The organism is Serratia sp. DD3 (genome assembly GCF_000496755.2).
Genome location: NZ_AYKS02000006.1, coordinates 17646 through 35377, shown reverse-complemented (window position 1 = coordinate 35377; position 17732 = coordinate 17646). Strand labels below are relative to the sequence as shown.

The window sequence follows — 17732 nt, the reverse complement described above, 5'->3', positions numbered from 1 at the left end:
TGCATCCATAGCTCAGCTGGATAGAGTACTCGGCTACGAACCGAGCGGTCGGAGGTTCGAATCCTCCTGGATGCACCATTTTATAAACATCTCTAAGAGTGTTCGCCTTCAGATAAATACTATCTGAAAGGTCGCGCAAAAGAGGATAACGTTGCTTAAGCAACGGCCCGAAGGGCAACTCCTCGATGCACCATTTTAGCCGCCTGGTCGAGTTGTTGAGATTGGCCTTGGGGTATCAAAAATAGTTTCTATGCATCCATAGCTCAGCTGGATAGAGTACTCGGCTACGAACCGAGCGGTCGGAGGTTCGAATCCTCCTGGATGCACCATTTTAGCCACATGGTCGTGTTATCAAGGTTGACCCTGGGGTATCAGCAGTATCAGTAATAGTTCTATGCATCCATAGCTCAGCTGGATAGAGTACTCGGCTACGAACCGAGCGGTCGGAGGTTCGAATCCTCCTGGATGCACCATCTTATAAACATCTCTCTAAGAGTGTTCTCCTTAAGATAAATACTATCTGAAAGGTTGCACAAAGGAGGATAACGTTGCTTCAGCAACGGCCCGAAGGGCGAAGCGCTTGCGCTGAGTAATCCTCCTGGATGCACCATCTTATCAATATTCCTCTGTGTACGTGTTCGCCTTCAGATAAAAATGAACTAAAAGCTCCCACAAAGCAGGATAACCTTGTTTTACCTCCATTCTTAGTCTGTTCATCGTGACATCAATTTATCTCTCTCCTGTGTGACAACTCATTTTGTACAGTGACATCCCTTACACTCTGGCAGCGACACTCATCATGCTTTACGCTAAAGTAGTCTCCTTTCCACTTATGTTTATGGAGTCCCAATGTACGACGGCTATCAAGGGTTGATCTTCGATATGGATGGCACCATCTTGGATACAGAATCAACGCACCGTCAAGCCTGGCACCAAGTAGTAGCACGCTATGGGATGACCTATGACGAAATGGCTATCGTAAAATTGAACGGTTCACCCACTTGGTGTATCGCTCAGGCGATTATTACAGCGCATCAGGGGGATCTCGATCCTCACTCTCTTGCTGCGGAAAAAAATCGTGTAGCAGAGGGAATGTTGTTGGATACCGTGCGGCCCTTGCCGTTGATTGAGGTGGTGAAATCTTATCATGGTCGCCGTCCTATGGCGGTAGGTACTGGCAGTGAACACCGGATGGCAACGATGTTGCTGAGCCATTTAGGGTTACTCCACTATTTTGATGCTATCGTTGGTGCTGATGATGTCCAACGCCATAAGCCAGAACCTGATACCTTCCTGCGTTGTGCTCAGTTGATTGGGGTGCTACCACAGCATTGTGTGGTGTTTGAAGACGCCGATTTTGGTATTCAGGCAGCAAGAAGCGCTAATATGGCGGTAGTGGACGTGCGTACGTTGTGAGTAGTACGCTGGCAGCGCTATCTTTGTTTGGCAGTAGTTTCCTCAGTGCGACGCTGTTGCCAGGTAATTCAGAGATCGTATTGGTCGCACTATTGACCAGCAGCACGATTTCTCCCACGCTGTTGGTGCTGGCTGCAACGCTAGGAAATACCCTAGGTGGGTTGACCAATGTCATCATCGGGCGCCTATTGCCGGTATTGAAACCACAAAGGGGGACGGAAATGTCACTCGGTTGGTTGAAACGGTTTGGTCCGGCGGCGCTTTTACTCAGTTGGTTACCCGTGGTGGGCGATTTGTTGTGTTTGTTAGCCGGTTGGTTGCGTATGCCATGGGGTCTTGTTACGTTATTTCTGTGTGTTGGAAAGGCATTGCGTTACATCATACTTACCATAATTACGCTGCAGGGAATTGCCTGGTGGCAATAGCCAAGTGGATATATAGTCAGGTTTACTCAAGGTGCCGTAAACAGAACTGAAAGCGGGCCCAGAAGGCTTAGTAAACCAGATAACAAGGATGCGTAAGTGGCCTCCATAGCTTGCATAGCGAAGGGGATTGCCTCAAACGCAGGTTCAGAATGCCGACAAGTTGTCGAGTTTAGAAACGAGAGGTCAATTTGATCCCAGACGTATCACAAGCGCTTACCTGGTTGGAAGCGCATCCCCATGCATTAAAAGGGATCCTGCGCGGTATTGAGCGTGAAACATTGCGGGTTACTGCAGAGGGTAAACTTGCCACGACACCTCATCCGGAAAAACTGGGAGCGGCGCTCACGCACCATTGGATTACGACGGATTTTGCTGAGGCGCTACTAGAGTTCATTACTCCAGTGGATGACAATCTCGATCATTTACTGATGTTCTTGCGTGATATTCATCGTCATGTCGCTCGTAAACTGGGTGATGAACGTATGTGGCCGCTGAGTATGCCATGCTTTATCAATGCAGAGCACGATATTGAGCTGGCTCAGTTTGGTACCTCTAATATTGGTCGGATGAAAACGCTGTACCGTGAAGGGCTGAAGACACGCTATGGGGCGTTGATGCAGACGATTTCCGGTGTCCATTACAATTTCTCTTTGCCACTGGAGTTTTGGCAGGCATGGGCTGGCGTTAAAGATGCTGAAAGTGGTAAAGAACAAATATCGTCTGGTTATTTTCGGCTGATCCGCAATTACTATCGTTTTGGTTGGGTGATCCCCTATCTGTTTGGTGCTTCACCGGCAATCTGTTCTTCATTTTTGCAGGGGCGGGAAACCACTTTGCCATTTGAGAGTAATGGGCGCGGGATGTGTTATCTGCCGTATGCCACGTCGTTGCGTTTGAGTGACCTGGGTTATACCAATAAGTCGCAAAGCAATTTAGGCATTACTTTTAACGACCTGCAAAGCTATGTGCAAGGTTTAAAGCGCGCTATTGCTACCCCTTCGGCTGAGTACGCCGAGTTAGGGGTAAAAGAGGGTGATCGCTATTTACAACTCAATAGTAACGTCTTGCAGATTGAAAATGAGTTTTATGCTCCGATCAGGCCAAAACGTGTAACCCAGGGTAGTGAAACACCATCAGATGCGTTGTTGCGTGGTGGTGTTGAATATATTGAAGTGCGTTCATTGGATATTAACCCCTTCTCACCAATCGGTGTTGATGCGGTACAGGCGCGTTTTCTCGATCTGTTCTTGATATGGTGCACCTTAGCTGACGCCCCCGAAATGAGCAGTGATGAGTTGCAATGTACCCGCAAGAACTGGAATCGGGTGATTCTGGAAGGGCGTAAACCGGGGCAAACTATTGGTATCGGTTGTAATGATAGTCGCCAACCCTTGGATAAAGTGGGTAAAGCGTTGTTTTATGATCTGAAACGCGTTGCCGAAGTGCTGGATAATGAAGCTGGTAATCAACAGTATCAGCAGGTGTGTGAGCAGTTGGTTGCTACCTTTGATGATCCAGAACTGACCTTTTCTGCGCGTATCCTGAAGATGATGAAAGCGGAAGGGATTGGTCGTGTGGGTTTAGATCTTGCGGAGCAATATCGCCAGATATTGGTGTCTGAGCCATTGGAAATCCTGACTGAAGCACAACTGGAACAGGAGCAGAAGTCTTCCTGGCAACGTCAGTATGAAATCGAAGCCGGTGATACATTGACCTTTGACGAGTTTCTGAAGGCAAACGGTGGGGGTTAAAAAAGAAAAGGCCACATCAATGTGGCCAAATATACATCTCTGGTAATAAGGGATGATGATAACAAATGCGCGTCTTTCTGTTAATTAAGACAGGGCAATTTGCAAAAGGTTTCATCGGTAGTAAAAAAAATTCAAAATAAATAGTTTTTTTATCAAGAGGTGATGACATGCCACTATTGGATAGCTTTACTGTAGACCATACCCGCATGGCAGCTCCGGCTGTCCGTATCGCTAAAACCATGCAGACCCCACATGGCGATACGATCACCGTATTCGATCTGCGGTTTTGTCGCCCGAATCAGGAAGTGATGCCGGAGCGTGGAATTCATACGCTGGAGCACCTGTTTGCCGGCTTTATGCGTGATCATCTCAACGGTAATGGTGTCGAAATTATTGATATTTCGCCAATGGGGTGCCGTACCGGTTTCTATATGAGTTTGATTGGTACCCCCCCAGAGCAGCGTGTAGCTGCAGCCTGGGCCGCAGCAATGAGCGATGTGCTGAAGGTGACGGACCAACGTAAAATTCCTGAGTTGAATGAGTTCCAGTGCGGTACTTATCATATGCATTCGTTGGAAGAAGCACAGGAAATCGCCAAGCATATCCTCGACAGTGGTGTGGTGGTCAACCACAATGAAGTGTTGGCGTTATCACCAGAGAAGTTGCAAACACTCCATATCTAATCAGGCAATGTTCAAGTGACTAACCACAGTTAAAAGCAGCTTGGTGGCAAACTAACTCATTTCAAACAGTTATCCCAGAGACACGCTTTCCATGTCTTTGGGATTTACTGTTTTTGTACGCTGGATTGCAGTGACTTGATGGGGATAACACGCACCTGTTTAATCATATTATCCTGTACATCGAGAATATCGATATCATAGTGGTGGATGCGTACCCGCGTGCCGACCTTTGGGATATCTTCCAGTTCTTCCAGGATCATACCGTTGATGGTTCGGGCTTCCGTGGCGGGCAGAGTCCAATTGAAGGCTTTATTCAATTCTCGCACGTTGGCCGTGCCATCGATCAGTACCGAGCCATCACTTTGTGGATTTACTTCTTCTGCCAAGGTGGGTGACATGGAAGTGGTGAAATCACCAACAATTTCTTCAAGAATATCTTCCACCGTCACCAGTCCCTGAATATCACCATATTCATCAACGACGATACCGACCTTCTCTTTATTGCGCTGGAATTTTACCAACTGCACACTCAGTGGGGTACCTTCTGGTACATAGTAAATTTCATCAGCGGCGCGCAGCAGGTTCTCTTTATTGAACTCTTTTTTCTCGGTCATCAGCCGGTAGGCTTCACGTACCCGCAACATGCCAATGGAGTCATCCAGCGAATCACGGTACAGCACAATGCGACCATGCGGTGAATGCGTCAGTTGGCGCATGATTGACTTCCACTCATCGTTGACATCAATGCCGACAATCTCATTGCGTGGCACCATGATATCGTCAACGGTGACCTTTTCCAGGTCCAGTACCGAAATAAGCATGTCTTGATTACGGCGTGAAATCTGTGAATGTGATTCGTTCACAATGGTGCGTAATTCATCTTTACTGACGGCACCACTGGCTCGCACATTGGTATGGATGCCGAAAAGACGCAGCACCAGCGTAGTAATACCATTGAGTAACCACACGAGGGGGAACATGACTTTTTGCATCGGTTCCAGCAGAAAACTGCTAGGGAAGGCGATTCGCTCGGGATAGAGTGCGGCAAATGTTTTTGGTAGTACTTCGGCAAACAGTAATACGGCAAAGGTCAGGATACCGGTAGCAATTGCTACCCCCATGTCGCCGTACAAACGCATGCCAACAATAGTGGCTAATGCGGAGGCGAGAATGTTCACCAAGTTATTGCCAATCAACACCAAACCGATCAAACGGTCCGGTTTTTGTAGCAGTCTCTCTACGCGGCGTGCGCTATGGTTACCCTGTTTGGACTGATGGCGTAGGCGATAGCGATTTAGCGTCATCATGCCGGTTTCGGAGGCTGAAAAATAAGCGGAAATCACAATCATAATCACTAGAATGAAGATGAGAGTACCTGTCGAAACATGCTCCAACGCAGTATTCCTTATATAGCTATAGCGGAAAAGAGAGCCCCAGATAACTGGGGAGGATTGATCTTAGTGTACCATCTATTACTGGATTAAGCGGCTACCGAAGTAGGCTAAAGTCAGCAGAAAAGAACCAGCAATACTGAACCAGACAACAGGGCGACCACGCCAGCCCTTATGATAATGCCCCCATAGTAGGACGATATAAACTAACCAGGCCAAGGTTGATAGTACGGTTTTATGGATGTTTTCTTTGTCAAACAGATTATCCATATATAGCAAGCCAGTACAGAGCGTCAACGTGAGCAGTACCACACCGACTTGTGTGATGTGGAACATTTTTCGCTCAATGCTCATCAGGGGTGGCATGTCGGCAGTAAAACCGAGTTTTTTGTTCTTCAACAAATAATCCAGCCAAGCCAACTGTAATGCGTAAAGCGTTGCGATAATCAATGTCGCGTAGGCGAATAGCGCCAGACTGATATGGATCATCAGTTCCGGGCTGGCTTCCAGATGAGTGATATATTCCCCTGGCAGAAAGCAGACAAAGGCCAGGTTAATCATCGCAAAGCTGTAAACAATGGGCAGCAGGAACCAGCCACGATCACGTGAGGCGACCAAGGTCATCACCGAGCAGATGATCAAGCTGACGATAGAACTGATATTCAACAGGCTGAGGTTTTGCCCTGCGCTAACAGCAAAAATATGTTGCTGAAGTGCAATGGCATGGCTGACCAACGCCACTATGGCCGAAACAAGGGCCAACCGACGGTATGCACTGTTCTTCCGCAGCAAGCTGGGAATGATCAATCCAAGGCTGAGCAGGTAGGCTAACAAAGCCACAATAGAGAAAACGAGCATAGCGTTATTGAGCATCTACATAGTTATCGGGTTGTTTAATATACCAGTATAGCGTTGAGCCGTCCCTACTCCAACCAATCTCCAATGCGGTAGCAGAGATTGCCGCTACTTCGTGTTATAATCGCCGCAATTATTTCGCCATTGCGGCCTGACTTTTACGTTGAGCATGAGACGATGTTTGAAAATTTAACTGATCGACTGTCGCGCACTCTGCGCAATATTAGTGGCCGTGGGCGGCTGACTGAAGAGAATATCAAAGATACCCTGCGTGAAGTGCGTATGGCTTTGCTGGAAGCAGACGTTGCATTGCCCGTGGTGCGTGACTTTATCAACCGGGTAAAAGAGAGTGCCGTAGGGCATGAAGTCAATAAAAGCCTGACGCCTGGCCAAGAGTTCGTCAAGATTGTCAAAAGTGAACTGATCGCTGCTATGGGGGAGGTGAACACCGAACTCAATCTGGCAGCGCAGCCACCAGCAGTGGTGTTGATGGCGGGGTTGCAAGGGGCGGGTAAAACCACCAGCGTAGCCAAACTTGGTAAGTTTCTGAAAGAAAAACAGAAGAAAAAAGTGCTGGTTGTTTCTGCCGACGTCTATCGTCCCGCAGCGATCCGTCAGTTAGAAACCTTGGCCGAAGGTGTGGGCATTGATTTTTTCCCTTCTGATGTCAAAGAAAAACCGCTCGATATTGTTAACCGTGCGCTGCAACAGGCTAAACTGAAGTTTTATGATGTCTTGATCGTCGATACCGCTGGTCGTTTGCACGTTGACGAAGCGATGATGGACGAGATCAAACAGGTTCATGATGCGCTCAACCCGGTAGAAACCCTGTTTGTTGTCGATGCTATGACCGGCCAGGATGCAGCCAATACCGCCAAAGCGTTTAACGAGGCGTTAGCGCTGACAGGCGTGGTATTAACCAAAGTTGATGGTGATGCTCGTGGTGGTGCGGCATTATCTATTCGCCATATTACCGGTAAGCCGATTAAATTCTTGGGTGTGGGTGAAAAAACCGATGCGTTGGAGCCCTTCCACCCGGATCGCGTGGCTTCGCGCATTCTTGGCATGGGTGATGTGCTTTCGTTGATTGAAGAGATCGAAAGCAAGGTTGACCGTGAACAAGCTGAAAAACTGGCGAAGAAGTTGAAGCAAGGTGATGGATTCGACCTCACCGACTTCCTGGATCAGTTGAAGCAGATGCGTAATATGGGCGGAATGGCCAGCATGCTGAGCAAATTGCCAGGTGCGGGTCAGTTGCCGGACAACGTAAAATCACAAATGGACGACAAAGTATTGGTACGCATGGAGGCGATTATTAACTCCATGACGCTGAAAGAGCGGGCCAAGCCTGAAATCATCAAAGGTTCACGTAAACGCCGTATTGCACTGGGGTCGGGTATGCAAGTGCAGGATGTGAACCGCTTGTTAAAACAGTTTGATGATATGCAGCGGATGATGAAAAAGATGAAGAAAGGCGGAATGGCGAAAATGATGCGTGGCATGAAGGGTATGATGCCTCCGGGTTTTCCAGGCCGTTAAAACCGAGCCACATCGGTGATGTGGCTCGGTTTGCGGGTTATTGGTTAGCGGTGAAAACTGTCTGAAAATAACCAGAGTGCAAAATGTAATCCCGAGTAATCTACGCTTTAGATTGCTTTTTGCGCCAAAATGAGTAAAATTTTCGAGCTTTTTATATTGCAACCGGGCCCCGTCCCTCAATGGGGCCCGGCTGTTTTATTAACTAAAGAGGATGTTATGGTAACAATTCGTTTGGCACGTGGCGGCGCTAAAAAGCGTCCGTTCTATCAAGTAGTCGTGACCGACAGCCGCAATGCGCGTGATGGTCGTTTCATTGAGCGCGTAGGTTTCTTCAACCCAATCGCATCTGGTCAGGCCGAAGCACTGCGTCTGGATCTGGATCGTATTGAGCACTGGATTGGTCTGGGTGCGACTGTTTCTGATCGCGTTAGCGCGCTGATCAAAGACGCTAAGAAAGCAGCGTAATCTGTTGCGGTGGTGGCAATGAGCAAGCAACTCAAACCGGTGGTTCCTCAGCAACCGATTGTACTCGGCAAAATGGGTTCTACTTACGGCATCCGAGGTTGGCTCAGAGTGTTTTCATCCACCGAGAATGCCGAAAACATATTTGACTATCAGCCTTGGTTTATCCAGCGCTCGGGTCAGTGGCAGCTTGTCGAGTTGGAAGACTGGAAGCGCCATAATCAGGATCTGATCATCAAAATCAACGGTGTTGATGATCGGGATGCCGCGAATTTACTGACGAATTGTGAAATCGTTGTAGATTCTGAGCAATTGCCTTCTCTGGAAGGAGATGACTACTACTGGAAAGACCTGATGGGCTGCCAGGTAGTCACCACTTCAGGATACGAACTGGGTAAAGTCGTTGATATGATGGAAACCGGTTCAAACGACGTGATGGTCGTGCAGGCAAACCTGAAAGATGCATTCGGCATGAAGGAGCGGTTAGTTCCGTTTCTTCATGGGCAGGTTATCAAGAAAGTCGATCTCGCAGCCAAGGTCATCGAGGCTGAATGGGATCCTGGTTTTTGACCTTTGGTTTAATGGCCGAAGCAGATGGAATAACAACACGGGGATTGGCTGGTGTTTATTGGTATTGTTAGCCTATTTCCTGAGATGTTCCGTGCAATCACCGACTATGGGGTCACTAGCCGAGCAGTAAAAAATGGCCTGCTGAGTGTGCAGTGCTGGAGTCCACGAGACTTCACCCACGATCGGCATCGTACCGTGGATGACCGCCCTTATGGCGGTGGCCCGGGAATGTTGATGATGGTGCAACCTTTACGGGAAGCCATTACTGCAGCAAAAGCAGCGGCAGGCGAGGGCGCAAAGGTGATTTATCTTTCACCTCAGGGGCGCAAGCTGGATCAAACTGGCGTGTGCGAGTTAGCGGCTAATCAGAAGATGATTCTGGTTTGTGGCCGTTATGAAGGGATAGACGAGCGGGTGATCCAAACCGAAATTGACGAAGAATGGTCAATCGGCGATTACGTTCTCAGTGGTGGTGAACTGCCAGCAATGATCCTGATTGATTCAGTCGCCCGTTTTATACCGGGTGTTCTGGGCCATCAGGCATCAGCGGAAGAAGACTCTTTTGCTGATGGGTTGCTTGACTGCCCACACTATACCCGCCCAGAGGTGTTGGAAGGGATGGAGGTTCCACCAGTTTTACTGTCGGGAAACCATGCCGAGATACGTCGCTGGCGCTTAAAGCAGTCGCTGGGCCGAACCTGGCTTAGAAGACCTGAACTTCTAGAAAGCCTAGCTCTGACTGACGAGCAAGCGGTGTTACTGGCAGAGTTCCAACGGGAACATCTGGCCGAGTAACAGAACCATGAAGGGAACGTCTGAGTATTGTCTCGACGAGACCGATATATCAGTTTACCTAGGGTAAGAGACATATTATGAGCAACATTATTAAGCAAATTGAACAAGAGCAGATGAAGCAAGACGTACCTGCATTCCGTCCGGGTGATTCCGTGGAAGTCAAGGTATGGGTCGTTGAAGGTGCTAAAAAGCGTCTGCAGGCATTTGAGGGCGTGGTTATCGCTATTCGTAACCGCGGTCTGCACTCTGCATTCACTGTTCGTAAGATTTCCAACGGCGAAGGTGTTGAGCGTGTTTTCCAGACTCACTCCCCAGTAATCGACAGCATTACTGTTAAGCGTCGTGGTGCCGTTCGTAAAGCCAAACTGTACTACCTGCGTGAGCGTACTGGTAAGTCTGCTCGTATCAAAGAGCGTCTTAACTAAGATACAGCTAGCGCTGCATCCAAAAGTTAATAGCTATCAGGGGCTTATCGTTATGGTAAGCCCCTTTTTTATACAGTCCTCCGCTGGTCAGTTATCTTCCATACACCAATACCCTAATGAAAACTATGGGCTTTTTTGTCTATAGAAAAAGGAGTTGGCTTTATACCAACCCCTTTTCTTTTTAATTCCCACCGAATACTGACGACAAAAAAGAAGAGAAAGTTATAACCCGTACATTAAGGTGATTGAGGTGGTGGTATCCGTGTTTTTAGGCGCAGAAGCGGGTGGCTTGCTGTTGTAGTTTACCGTATAGGCCAGCCGTAAGGAGAAGTCGCTGTTTATAGCGACCGTGAGTGCCGTTTCCGAATTCAGCGTGGTTTGGTCGTTAGCCAGCGCAGAGATACCTTCAGACAGATGAGCATTATCAGTCAGTTTGTAGGAATAGTTGGCTGCACCGTAAGCTAATGCACGAGTCGTTTGACCACCAGCACGGTATTCATCATGGCGTACACCAGGGCCGAATTCGAGACGCAAATCATGAATTGGGCCGTTAAAGATCTGACGACCATAACCCCCGGTGATTGTGGTGCGCGAGTTATAACCGGCAAAACGATCATTTAGCCAGCCTAGCTGACCAAACATGTAATTACGGTCGGTTAGATTGTAACGAGTACGCCCACTGGCTTGATATCTTTCAGAAGAGCGTACATTGGCAGAGGTCGTGTTATTGGCTGAACCCCACAAACTGTAGGCGGTATTATTGTTAAACCAAGTCATCGTGGTATTGGCCAGTAACGCGGAGTTCTGGGAGTTGCCCGATTGCGCGTTATAACCAGCCTGAATATTGCCATCAAAGGGTGTCTTGGCAGTGGCTGGGTCGTCCATCGCAGTAAAAAGAGTATTGTCAGCAAAGACAGAAACACTGGTGAAGGCAGTCAAGCAACTAAAATATAATGGAATGGCGCGACGAGCGCATGAAGAGAGCATTTTGGATCCAGTTGTTAAGAGTGATATTAAGTGATAACGATCACATTATATCGGTTCCCCTCTAGGACAAAAACAGCCCCTGTTAGCTTAATTTTTTTATTTTATACCGTTACTTATTCACTTTTCTTCTACTATGGCGTCTTGATTTTAGCAGAGTAAAGCAGTGATGGGTCAGTAGCTTGAGGGCGGCGGGGAAGAGCCTGCTCATAACGGCAACGGGAAATATTCCGTTGCCGTCAAGAAGGCAATTACAGGAAGGCCGTGACCAGAAGGTAACCGGTGATACAAGAGCAAAATACACCGATCAAACCTGGGATAATAAAGCTGTGGTTGATGATAAATTTACCGATGCGGGTTGTTCCTGAACGGTCAAAGCCGATACATGCCAAGTCGCTGGGGTAAGTTGGTAAGACGAAGTAGCCATAAGCCGCTGGGAAAAAAGCCAACAACATTTTAGGGTCAACACCTAATTGTAAGGCCATTGGGGCAATGGCTGTCAGTGCGGCAGCCTGGCTGTTAACTAACTTGGAAACAAGGAATAGAACGATGGCATAAGTCCACGGTTGGTTTTTGACGACATCTTCCAACAGCAACTTCAAATCACCCATATGAGCCTGGAAGAATGTATCACTCATCCACGCCACACCAAATACAGAGAAAATGGCGACCATTCCGGCTTTGAATACGGCACCATTAGCGATCTCAGCGGGTTTGACTTTACAACCTATCAGGATAATGGCACCGGCTATCAGCATCATCATCTGGATCACCAGATTCATTGACAGCGGTTTTAGAGCACCTTTGGCATCTGCAAAGGAAGGGCGTAAGTCAGTGAAGGCACCCAGCATAACAACCACAGCGATAGCAGCAAAGAAGATCACCGTTGACCAGTAAGCCTGCTTGGGGAAGGTCTGGTTAAGTAAGGTTTCGGTACCACTATAAATATAGGCACGTTGTTCAGGATCTTTGATTTTTTCCTGGAACTCTGGGTCTTTATCTAAATCTTTACCGCGACGCAGACTCCATAATGCCGCCATCAGAACACCAACCAGTGATGCCGGGATAGAGATTGCAAGTATTTCCACCAACGAATAGGCTTTGCCAATACCATGCCCAGCAGCAATGATTGATACTAAGGATACAACGGCAACAGAAACCGGGGACGCCGTGATGGCCATTTGGGAAGCGACAGAGGCAACAGCCATTGGGCGTTCAGGACGAATTCCTTTCTTAATGGCAATATCTGCAATGATCGGGAACATGGTGTATACCACATGACCGGTACCGCAGAGAAACGTCAGTGTCCAGGTAGTAAAGGGAGCGAGTAGAGTAATGTGCTGTGGATGGCGGCGGAGTAGTCGTTCGGCGTATTGCATCATGACATTTAAGCCACCAGCTGTTTGCAATACTGAAGCACAACCGATTACCGCTAAAATGGTTAGCATGACATCAACAGGAGGCTTACCTGGTTGCAAACCAAATATAAAGCAAAGCAAGAATAAGCCAATCCCACTTATTAAGCCTAGCCCCATACCGCCAAATCGGGTACCGACTAATAAGCAAAGAATAATGACTGAAAATTCCAGAGTGATCATGTGATTCCCTTGTAATAAATGAAGAACTGCTAACGCTGACCAAAAAACCTAGGCTATGCGGACTCTATCTGTGTGCCCCCTAGAAAGAGGTATGAGCGCTTTAGCGTTATAGTTATCCATTTGGCGTGAGATAACTGTGAGATTCCGCAATTTTTATTCACTAAGAGGGGGGAGTTTTCAGTGATAAATAGAGGTAAATAACGAATGAAAAATAAATGCTAGCTAATCGTGTTGCAATTGTATTTCAAATGTTTAATTGGCGTGCGAGCTAATTTTATTCGCTTCAGATTGTTTTTTAATCAGCAATTAAGATGGGAGATTGTTTTTTGTACACCTCTATGTCCAATCTTATTCAAGTTTCTGTTAGTGACAACAGGGGAGTCATTAGGTGGATACTATGACTTTTACAAAGCACATTGATGTAAACTAAAGTGTACGATAATAGTGACTCGCTTAGCTGTTGGGTGACTTTAAGATGTTTATTTTTTAATAAAAATAGCCTATTGAATGCCGATTTTTAACCAAAGGTGATGTTCTTCAGTAGATTTTATTCTGGATTATTTAATTTACACTAAATGGATTGAAATCTTTACACCGTGTGGTAATGTAGTCGCACATCATCCTTAATGATCTCACTACGCTCAAACATACGGTAAATGATAGGGAATAGCATCATGCAAAAAGACGCGCTCAACAACGTACATATTATGGCAGAACAGGTACTCATTACTCCGGAAGAGCTGAAGAACCAGTTTCCACTCAGTGTGAGCGATGAGCATGAAATTGCTACAGCTCGTCGCACTATTGCCAATATTCTTAAAGGGCAGGACCACCGCCTGCTCGTCGTTTGCGGACCTTGTTCGATCCATGATCCCGATGCGGCACTGGATTACGCTCGTCGGCTAAAATCCCTGTCGGCTGAATTGAGCGATCAACTGTATATTGTTATGCGTGTCTATTTTGAAAAACCAAGAACCACGGTTGGCTGGAAAGGGCTGATTAACGATCCCTATATGGATGGTTCTTTTGACGTTGAAGAGGGGCTGCATATTGCCCGTCGCCTGCTGTTGGATCTGGTTGGTATGGGATTGCCATTGGCAACTGAAGCGTTGGACCCTAACAGCCCACAATATTTGGGTGATTTGTTTAGTTGGTCAGCGATTGGTGCCCGTACTACCGAATCACAGACACACCGGGAAATGGCTTCTGGTCTTTCGATGCCGGTGGGTTTCAAGAATGGAACCGATGGCAGTTTAGGCACAGCAATCAATGCTATGCGTGCTGCATCCATGGCGCACCGTTTTGTCGGCATTAACCAGGCTGGGCAGGTTTGTTTATTGCAAACGCAAGGCAATCCGGATGGTCATGTGATCCTGCGTGGCGGCAAAGCCCCTAACTACAGTGCCGAGCATGTTGCCGCTTGTGAAAAACAGATGCGCGATGCGGGACTCCATCCTTCCTTAATGATAGATTGCAGTCATGGTAACTCAAATAAAGACTACCGCCGTCAGCCGACGGTTGCGGAGTCGGTTGTTGAGCAGATCAAGGCAGGTAACCGTTCGATTACCGGTATCATGCTGGAAAGTAATTTACATGAAGGTAGCCAGTCTTCAGAGCAACCCAAGGTAGATATGCGCTATGGTGTTTCGGTGACCGATGCCTGTATTGACTGGCAAAGTACCGAAGCTCTGTTGCGGAAAATGCATCACGAGCTGGGAACTGTGCTGAAGTCACGCATTGGAGAGTAGTGATTTATGGTGGCTGAACTGACCGTATTACGCGATCAAATTGATGAAGTAGATAAAGCGTTGTTAGCTCTGTTAGCAAAACGACTAGAGCTGGTGGCCGAAGTGGGTGAGGTCAAAAGTCGCTATGGCTTACCGGTTTATGTTCCTGAACGAGAAGCCGCAATGTTGGCTTCTCGCCGTAAAGAGGCGGAAGGTCTCGGTGTTCCACCCGATTTGATCGAAGATGTTTTGCGCCGCGTAATGCGTGAGTCTTATACCAGTGAAAATGACAAGGGATTTAAAACCCTCTGTCCGCAGTTGCGGCCAATCGTGATTATTGGCGGCAACGGTCAGATGGGGCGTTTGTTCAACCGGTTACTGACGTTGTCTGGCTATCAAGTCAAAGTGCTGGATAGGGAAGATTGGCCGCAGGCAGGGAGCTTGCTGGCGGATGCTGGGATGGTGATAGTCAGTGTCCCTATTCACGTTACAGAACAGGTCATAAACCAACTGCCTCCGTTGCCGGAAGATTGCATTTTGGTGGATTTAGCTTCGGTGAAGAACCGACCATTGCAGGCGATGTTGGCTGTGCACCCTGGCCCGGTGGTAGGTTTACACCCGATGTTTGGCCCGGATGTTGGCAGTGTGGCGAAGCAGGTTGTGGTCTATTGTGATGGTCGCCAACCTGAGGCTTATCAGTGGTTACTCGATCAACTGCAGGTCTGGGGCGCTCGGTTACACCGCATTAGTGCGGTTGAACATGACCAGAACATGGCTTTTATTCAGGCGTTGCGTCACTTTGCTACTTTTGCTTATGGTTTGCATCTGGCTGAAGAAAATGTGCAATTGGAGTCGTTGCTGGCACTCTCTTCGCCCATCTATCGCTTGGAACTGGCCATGGTAGGGCGATTATTTGCTCAGGATCCACAGTTATATGCCGATATCATTATGTCGTCGGATGAGAATATCCGCTTGATCAAACGTTACTACCAGCGGTTTGGTGAGGCGATTAAGCTATTGGAGCAAGGGAATAAACAGGCATTTATCCAAAGCTTTTGCAAAGTAGAGCAATGGTTTGGTGATTATGCTCAGCGTTTCCTGGTTGAGAGCCGTTCACTATTGCGTCAGGCGAGTGATAATCGTCAGTAGAATATTAATGAAAGGGCTAGTGTTCGGTAAAACTGAACCCTAGCCCAGTGTCATGAGTTAAGCAGGATTAACCGGTACAATATTTTCACTGGGATAGCACCCTAATACTTTCAACGAGCGGGTGAGTGGTGCCAGGTCTTTCAGGGCTTTTTCCATCGTTGCAGAACGCAAGTTAGCTTGTACATCAATATAAAACATCTCTTCCCACGGATTGCCATTGATTGGGCGAGACTCCAATTTAGTCATGATGATGTTGTTGTCACGCAACACCAATAAGGCTTCAACCAATGCACCAGACTGTTGGCCAGTGGCCATAATCAGCGTAGTTTTGGCTGGCACTTGCTCAGAAACATCAATCGCTTTACGTGCCAGGACAATGAAACGGGTAATGTTCTGTTTTTGGTTGGCCAGATTATGCTCAAGGACTTGCAGGTTATACAATGCCCCACCGGCTTCGCTACCCAATGCGGCGATCGTTGGCGAGTTCAGCTTGGCGACTTTTTCCATCGCTGCCGCAGTGCTTTCACAATACTCAATCTTCCAGTGAGGGTAGTGATTAATAAAATGGCTACATTGCTGGAAAGGTTGGGGGTGGCTGTAGACAACCTCTATCTGTTGCAAAGTCGTCGTTCCTGACACCAATACGCAGTGATCAATAGGCAATGTGAGCTCACCGATAATTGATAGGCTGGTATGTTGCAATAGGTCGTACACATCATTGATAGAGCCTGAACTGGTATTTTCGATTGGCACAATAGCGTAGTCAGCTTGCCCCGTTTCTACCTGAGTGAAAATGTCCTGAAATTTTTGACAACCACATTCTATTAGTTGATCGAAATGGCGGGCTGCATATTGGCGAGCTGCCAAATGTGAGTAGGAGCCTTTGGGTCCTAAAAAGGCAATACGTACTGAGTCTTGGCTAATTTGGTTTAGTTGATGTTGCAGCAAGGCTTGTTGAGTCAGTACGGAATCTTCGATGATCAGCTGGAACAGGCGGGTAATATAGAAACCGTCTAAATCATAAGGTTTTGCCGCGCTTACCAGCGCGTTCAGTAGATCGCGCTCCCGTTCTTTATCACGGATCGGGCGGTGTGAATGTAGTTTGGTTTTACCCACTTCAATGGCCAGTTCTCGGCGTTCTGCCAGTAGAGCCAGTAATTTCATATCCAGAGCGCTGATTCGCTCACGTAGTACCAGTAACGGGTTGTCAGTCATAGTCAGTTTTGCCTTGTATTCTATCGCTGAGTTCATGTTCCCACGACCCCACATAACTCCTAGAGGCGTGAACTAGGGCAGGGTTGCAATTTTTTGCCAAGTAACCATAAAAAAAAGTACCATAAAAAAAAGCACCATAAAAAAAGCCCCCAGTATCAGGGGGCTTTGTTATTCGTCTTCGCACTTTTTTTCATATGACGAAAAGCCCCCCATTCATGGGAAGGTAAAAAAGAATGCGAAGAGGAACAGGTTATGGCTCATCATTATCCCAAAGGTGTGTGATTGAGTGTTTAAAGTAACCGTTGGCTTTTCTCTCTGTCAATAAAAACTGCGAGACAAAAAACGCGCCCGGAGGCGCGTTCGATAGTAAGCGGCTACTTATTGGGTTTACTTCTCTTCCGGGATCACTTCCGGAGCGAGATCTTTTACACTGGCAGAGGCTCGGCGAGCTTCGCTTTTGTGTTGTACTTTGTTCAACTGACGCTCAAGTTTGGTAATCAGTTCGTTAATGGCAGCATACATATCTTCATGTTTGGCACTGGCAACCAATGGGCCATTAGGTGTAGTAATTGTTGCGTCTACTGCAAACCCCTGCGGTTCTTTAGAGAGAACAATATGGGGGTTAATCAGCTGCGCCTGCCATTTTTCCAGTTTTCTGAGACGGTCTTCGACGTGACTACGGATTGCGGAAGTGATATCCATTTGTTTGCTGGTAATGTTGACTGTCATATAACTTACCTCTCTGTC

At 47.4% G+C, this 17732-nt stretch carries 17 protein-coding genes, 3 tRNA genes and 1 other annotated feature; of the genes, 14 read left to right on the top strand and 6 right to left on the bottom strand.

Going from position 1 to position 17732, the window contains the following annotated elements; translation table 11 throughout:
- The first annotated feature begins 1 nt into the window (after position 1).
- The 7 genes from IO95_RS00415 (at position 2) to luxS (ending at position 4275) form a co-directional block, all read left to right on the top strand.
- A tRNA-Arg gene (locus IO95_RS00415) sits at positions 2-78 on the top strand.
- 174 nt (positions 79-252) lie between these two features.
- A tRNA-Arg gene (locus IO95_RS00410) sits at positions 253-329 on the top strand.
- Between the two features lie 67 nt (positions 330-396).
- A tRNA-Arg gene (locus IO95_RS00405) sits at positions 397-473 on the top strand.
- Positions 474-849: 376 nt separating this feature from the next.
- Entirely contained in the window at positions 850-1416 is a 567-nt protein-coding gene (gene yqaB, locus IO95_RS00400) for a fructose-1-phosphate/6-phosphogluconate phosphatase (protein WP_037383246.1), read from the top strand.
- Entirely contained in the window at positions 1413-1841 is a 429-nt protein-coding gene (locus IO95_RS00395; protein WP_023492016.1) for a YqaA family protein, read from the top strand. Before yqaB ends, IO95_RS00395 begins: the two co-directional genes overlap by 4 nt.
- Positions 1842-2029: 188 nt before the next feature.
- Entirely contained in the window at positions 2030-3592 is a 1563-nt protein-coding gene (gshA, locus tag IO95_RS00390; protein ID WP_023492018.1) for a glutamate--cysteine ligase, read from the top strand.
- 167 nt (positions 3593-3759) lie between these two features.
- A complete protein-coding gene (luxS, locus tag IO95_RS00385) occupies positions 3760-4275 on the top strand; it encodes an S-ribosylhomocysteine lyase (RefSeq protein WP_023492020.1) in 516 nt (171 codons plus the stop codon).
- Positions 4276-4379: 104 nt separating this feature from the next.
- Here luxS and IO95_RS00380 read toward each other — a convergent pair whose 3' ends face one another.
- The gene (locus IO95_RS00380; protein ID WP_023492021.1) at positions 4380-5669 is read right to left on the bottom strand and encodes an HlyC/CorC family transporter; all 1290 of its coding nucleotides are present in this window, start codon (positions 5667-5669) and stop codon (positions 4380-4382) included.
- A 78-nt stretch (positions 5670-5747) separates the two neighbouring features.
- Positions 5748-6524 carry an inner membrane protein YpjD gene (locus tag IO95_RS00375; protein WP_037383254.1) on the bottom strand — a complete coding sequence of 259 codons (777 nt, stop codon included), beginning with the start codon at positions 6522-6524 and terminating at the stop codon, positions 5748-5750.
- Positions 6525-6698: 174 nt separating this feature from the next.
- Between IO95_RS00375 and ffh the strand changes: the two genes are divergently transcribed.
- The 5 genes from ffh to rplS all read left to right on the top strand — a co-directional run bounded on the left by ffh (position 6699) and on the right by rplS (position 10312).
- Entirely contained in the window at positions 6699-8060 is a 1362-nt protein-coding gene (gene ffh, locus IO95_RS00370; RefSeq protein WP_023492023.1) for a signal recognition particle protein, read from the top strand.
- 216 nt (positions 8061-8276) lie between these two features.
- The gene (rpsP, locus tag IO95_RS00365; protein ID WP_004877236.1) at positions 8277-8525 is read left to right on the top strand and encodes a 30S ribosomal protein S16; all 249 of its coding nucleotides are present in this window, start codon (positions 8277-8279) and stop codon (positions 8523-8525) included.
- Positions 8526-8543: 18 nt separating this feature from the next.
- Positions 8544-9092, top strand: a complete 549-nt coding sequence (gene rimM, locus IO95_RS00360; protein WP_023492024.1) for a ribosome maturation factor RimM — start codon at positions 8544-8546, stop codon at positions 9090-9092.
- A gap of 51 nt (positions 9093-9143) precedes the next feature.
- Positions 9144-9887: a tRNA (guanosine(37)-N1)-methyltransferase TrmD gene (trmD, locus tag IO95_RS00355; protein WP_023492025.1), complete on the top strand. Its 744-nt coding sequence runs from the start codon at positions 9144-9146 to the stop codon at positions 9885-9887.
- A gap of 77 nt (positions 9888-9964) precedes the next feature.
- Positions 9965-10312 (top strand): 50S ribosomal protein L19, encoded by a 348-nt coding sequence (rplS, locus tag IO95_RS00350; protein ID WP_023492026.1) that lies wholly within the window; start codon positions 9965-9967, stop codon positions 10310-10312.
- A gap of 222 nt (positions 10313-10534) precedes the next feature.
- Here rplS and IO95_RS00345 read toward each other — a convergent pair whose 3' ends face one another.
- Together IO95_RS00345 and IO95_RS00340 are read right to left on the bottom strand one after the other, a co-directional pair.
- Positions 10535-11299: a YdiY family protein gene (locus tag IO95_RS00345; RefSeq protein WP_023489797.1), complete on the bottom strand. Its 765-nt coding sequence runs from the start codon at positions 11297-11299 to the stop codon at positions 10535-10537.
- 248 nt (positions 11300-11547) lie between these two features.
- On the bottom strand, positions 11548-12894 hold the full coding sequence (locus tag IO95_RS00340) for an anaerobic C4-dicarboxylate transporter (protein ID WP_023489796.1): 1347 nt from the start codon (positions 12892-12894) through the stop codon (positions 11548-11550).
- A 674-nt stretch (positions 12895-13568) separates the two neighbouring features.
- Between IO95_RS00340 and IO95_RS00335 the strand changes: the two genes are divergently transcribed.
- On the top strand, positions 13569-14642 hold the full coding sequence (locus tag IO95_RS00335) for a 3-deoxy-7-phosphoheptulonate synthase (RefSeq protein ID WP_023491060.1): 1074 nt from the start codon (positions 13569-13571) through the stop codon (positions 14640-14642).
- Between the two features lie 6 nt (positions 14643-14648).
- Positions 14649-15770 carry a bifunctional chorismate mutase/prephenate dehydrogenase gene (gene tyrA / locus IO95_RS00330; RefSeq protein WP_023491058.1) on the top strand — a complete coding sequence of 374 codons (1122 nt, stop codon included), beginning with the start codon at positions 14649-14651 and terminating at the stop codon, positions 15768-15770.
- A 57-nt stretch (positions 15771-15827) separates the two neighbouring features.
- Here the strand turns inward: tyrA and pheA are convergent, their stop codons facing one another.
- Together pheA and raiA are read right to left on the bottom strand one after the other, a co-directional pair.
- Entirely contained in the window at positions 15828-16985 is a 1158-nt protein-coding gene (pheA, locus tag IO95_RS00325; protein ID WP_023491057.1) for a bifunctional chorismate mutase/prephenate dehydratase, read from the bottom strand.
- A 136-nt stretch (positions 16986-17121) separates the two neighbouring features.
- Positions 17122-17247, bottom strand: a sequence feature (Phe leader region).
- Positions 17248-17372: 125 nt separating this feature from the next.
- Positions 17373-17714, bottom strand: a complete 342-nt coding sequence (gene raiA, locus IO95_RS00320) for a ribosome-associated translation inhibitor RaiA (RefSeq protein WP_023491056.1) — start codon at positions 17712-17714, stop codon at positions 17373-17375.
- Between the last annotated feature and the right edge of the window lie 18 nt (positions 17715-17732).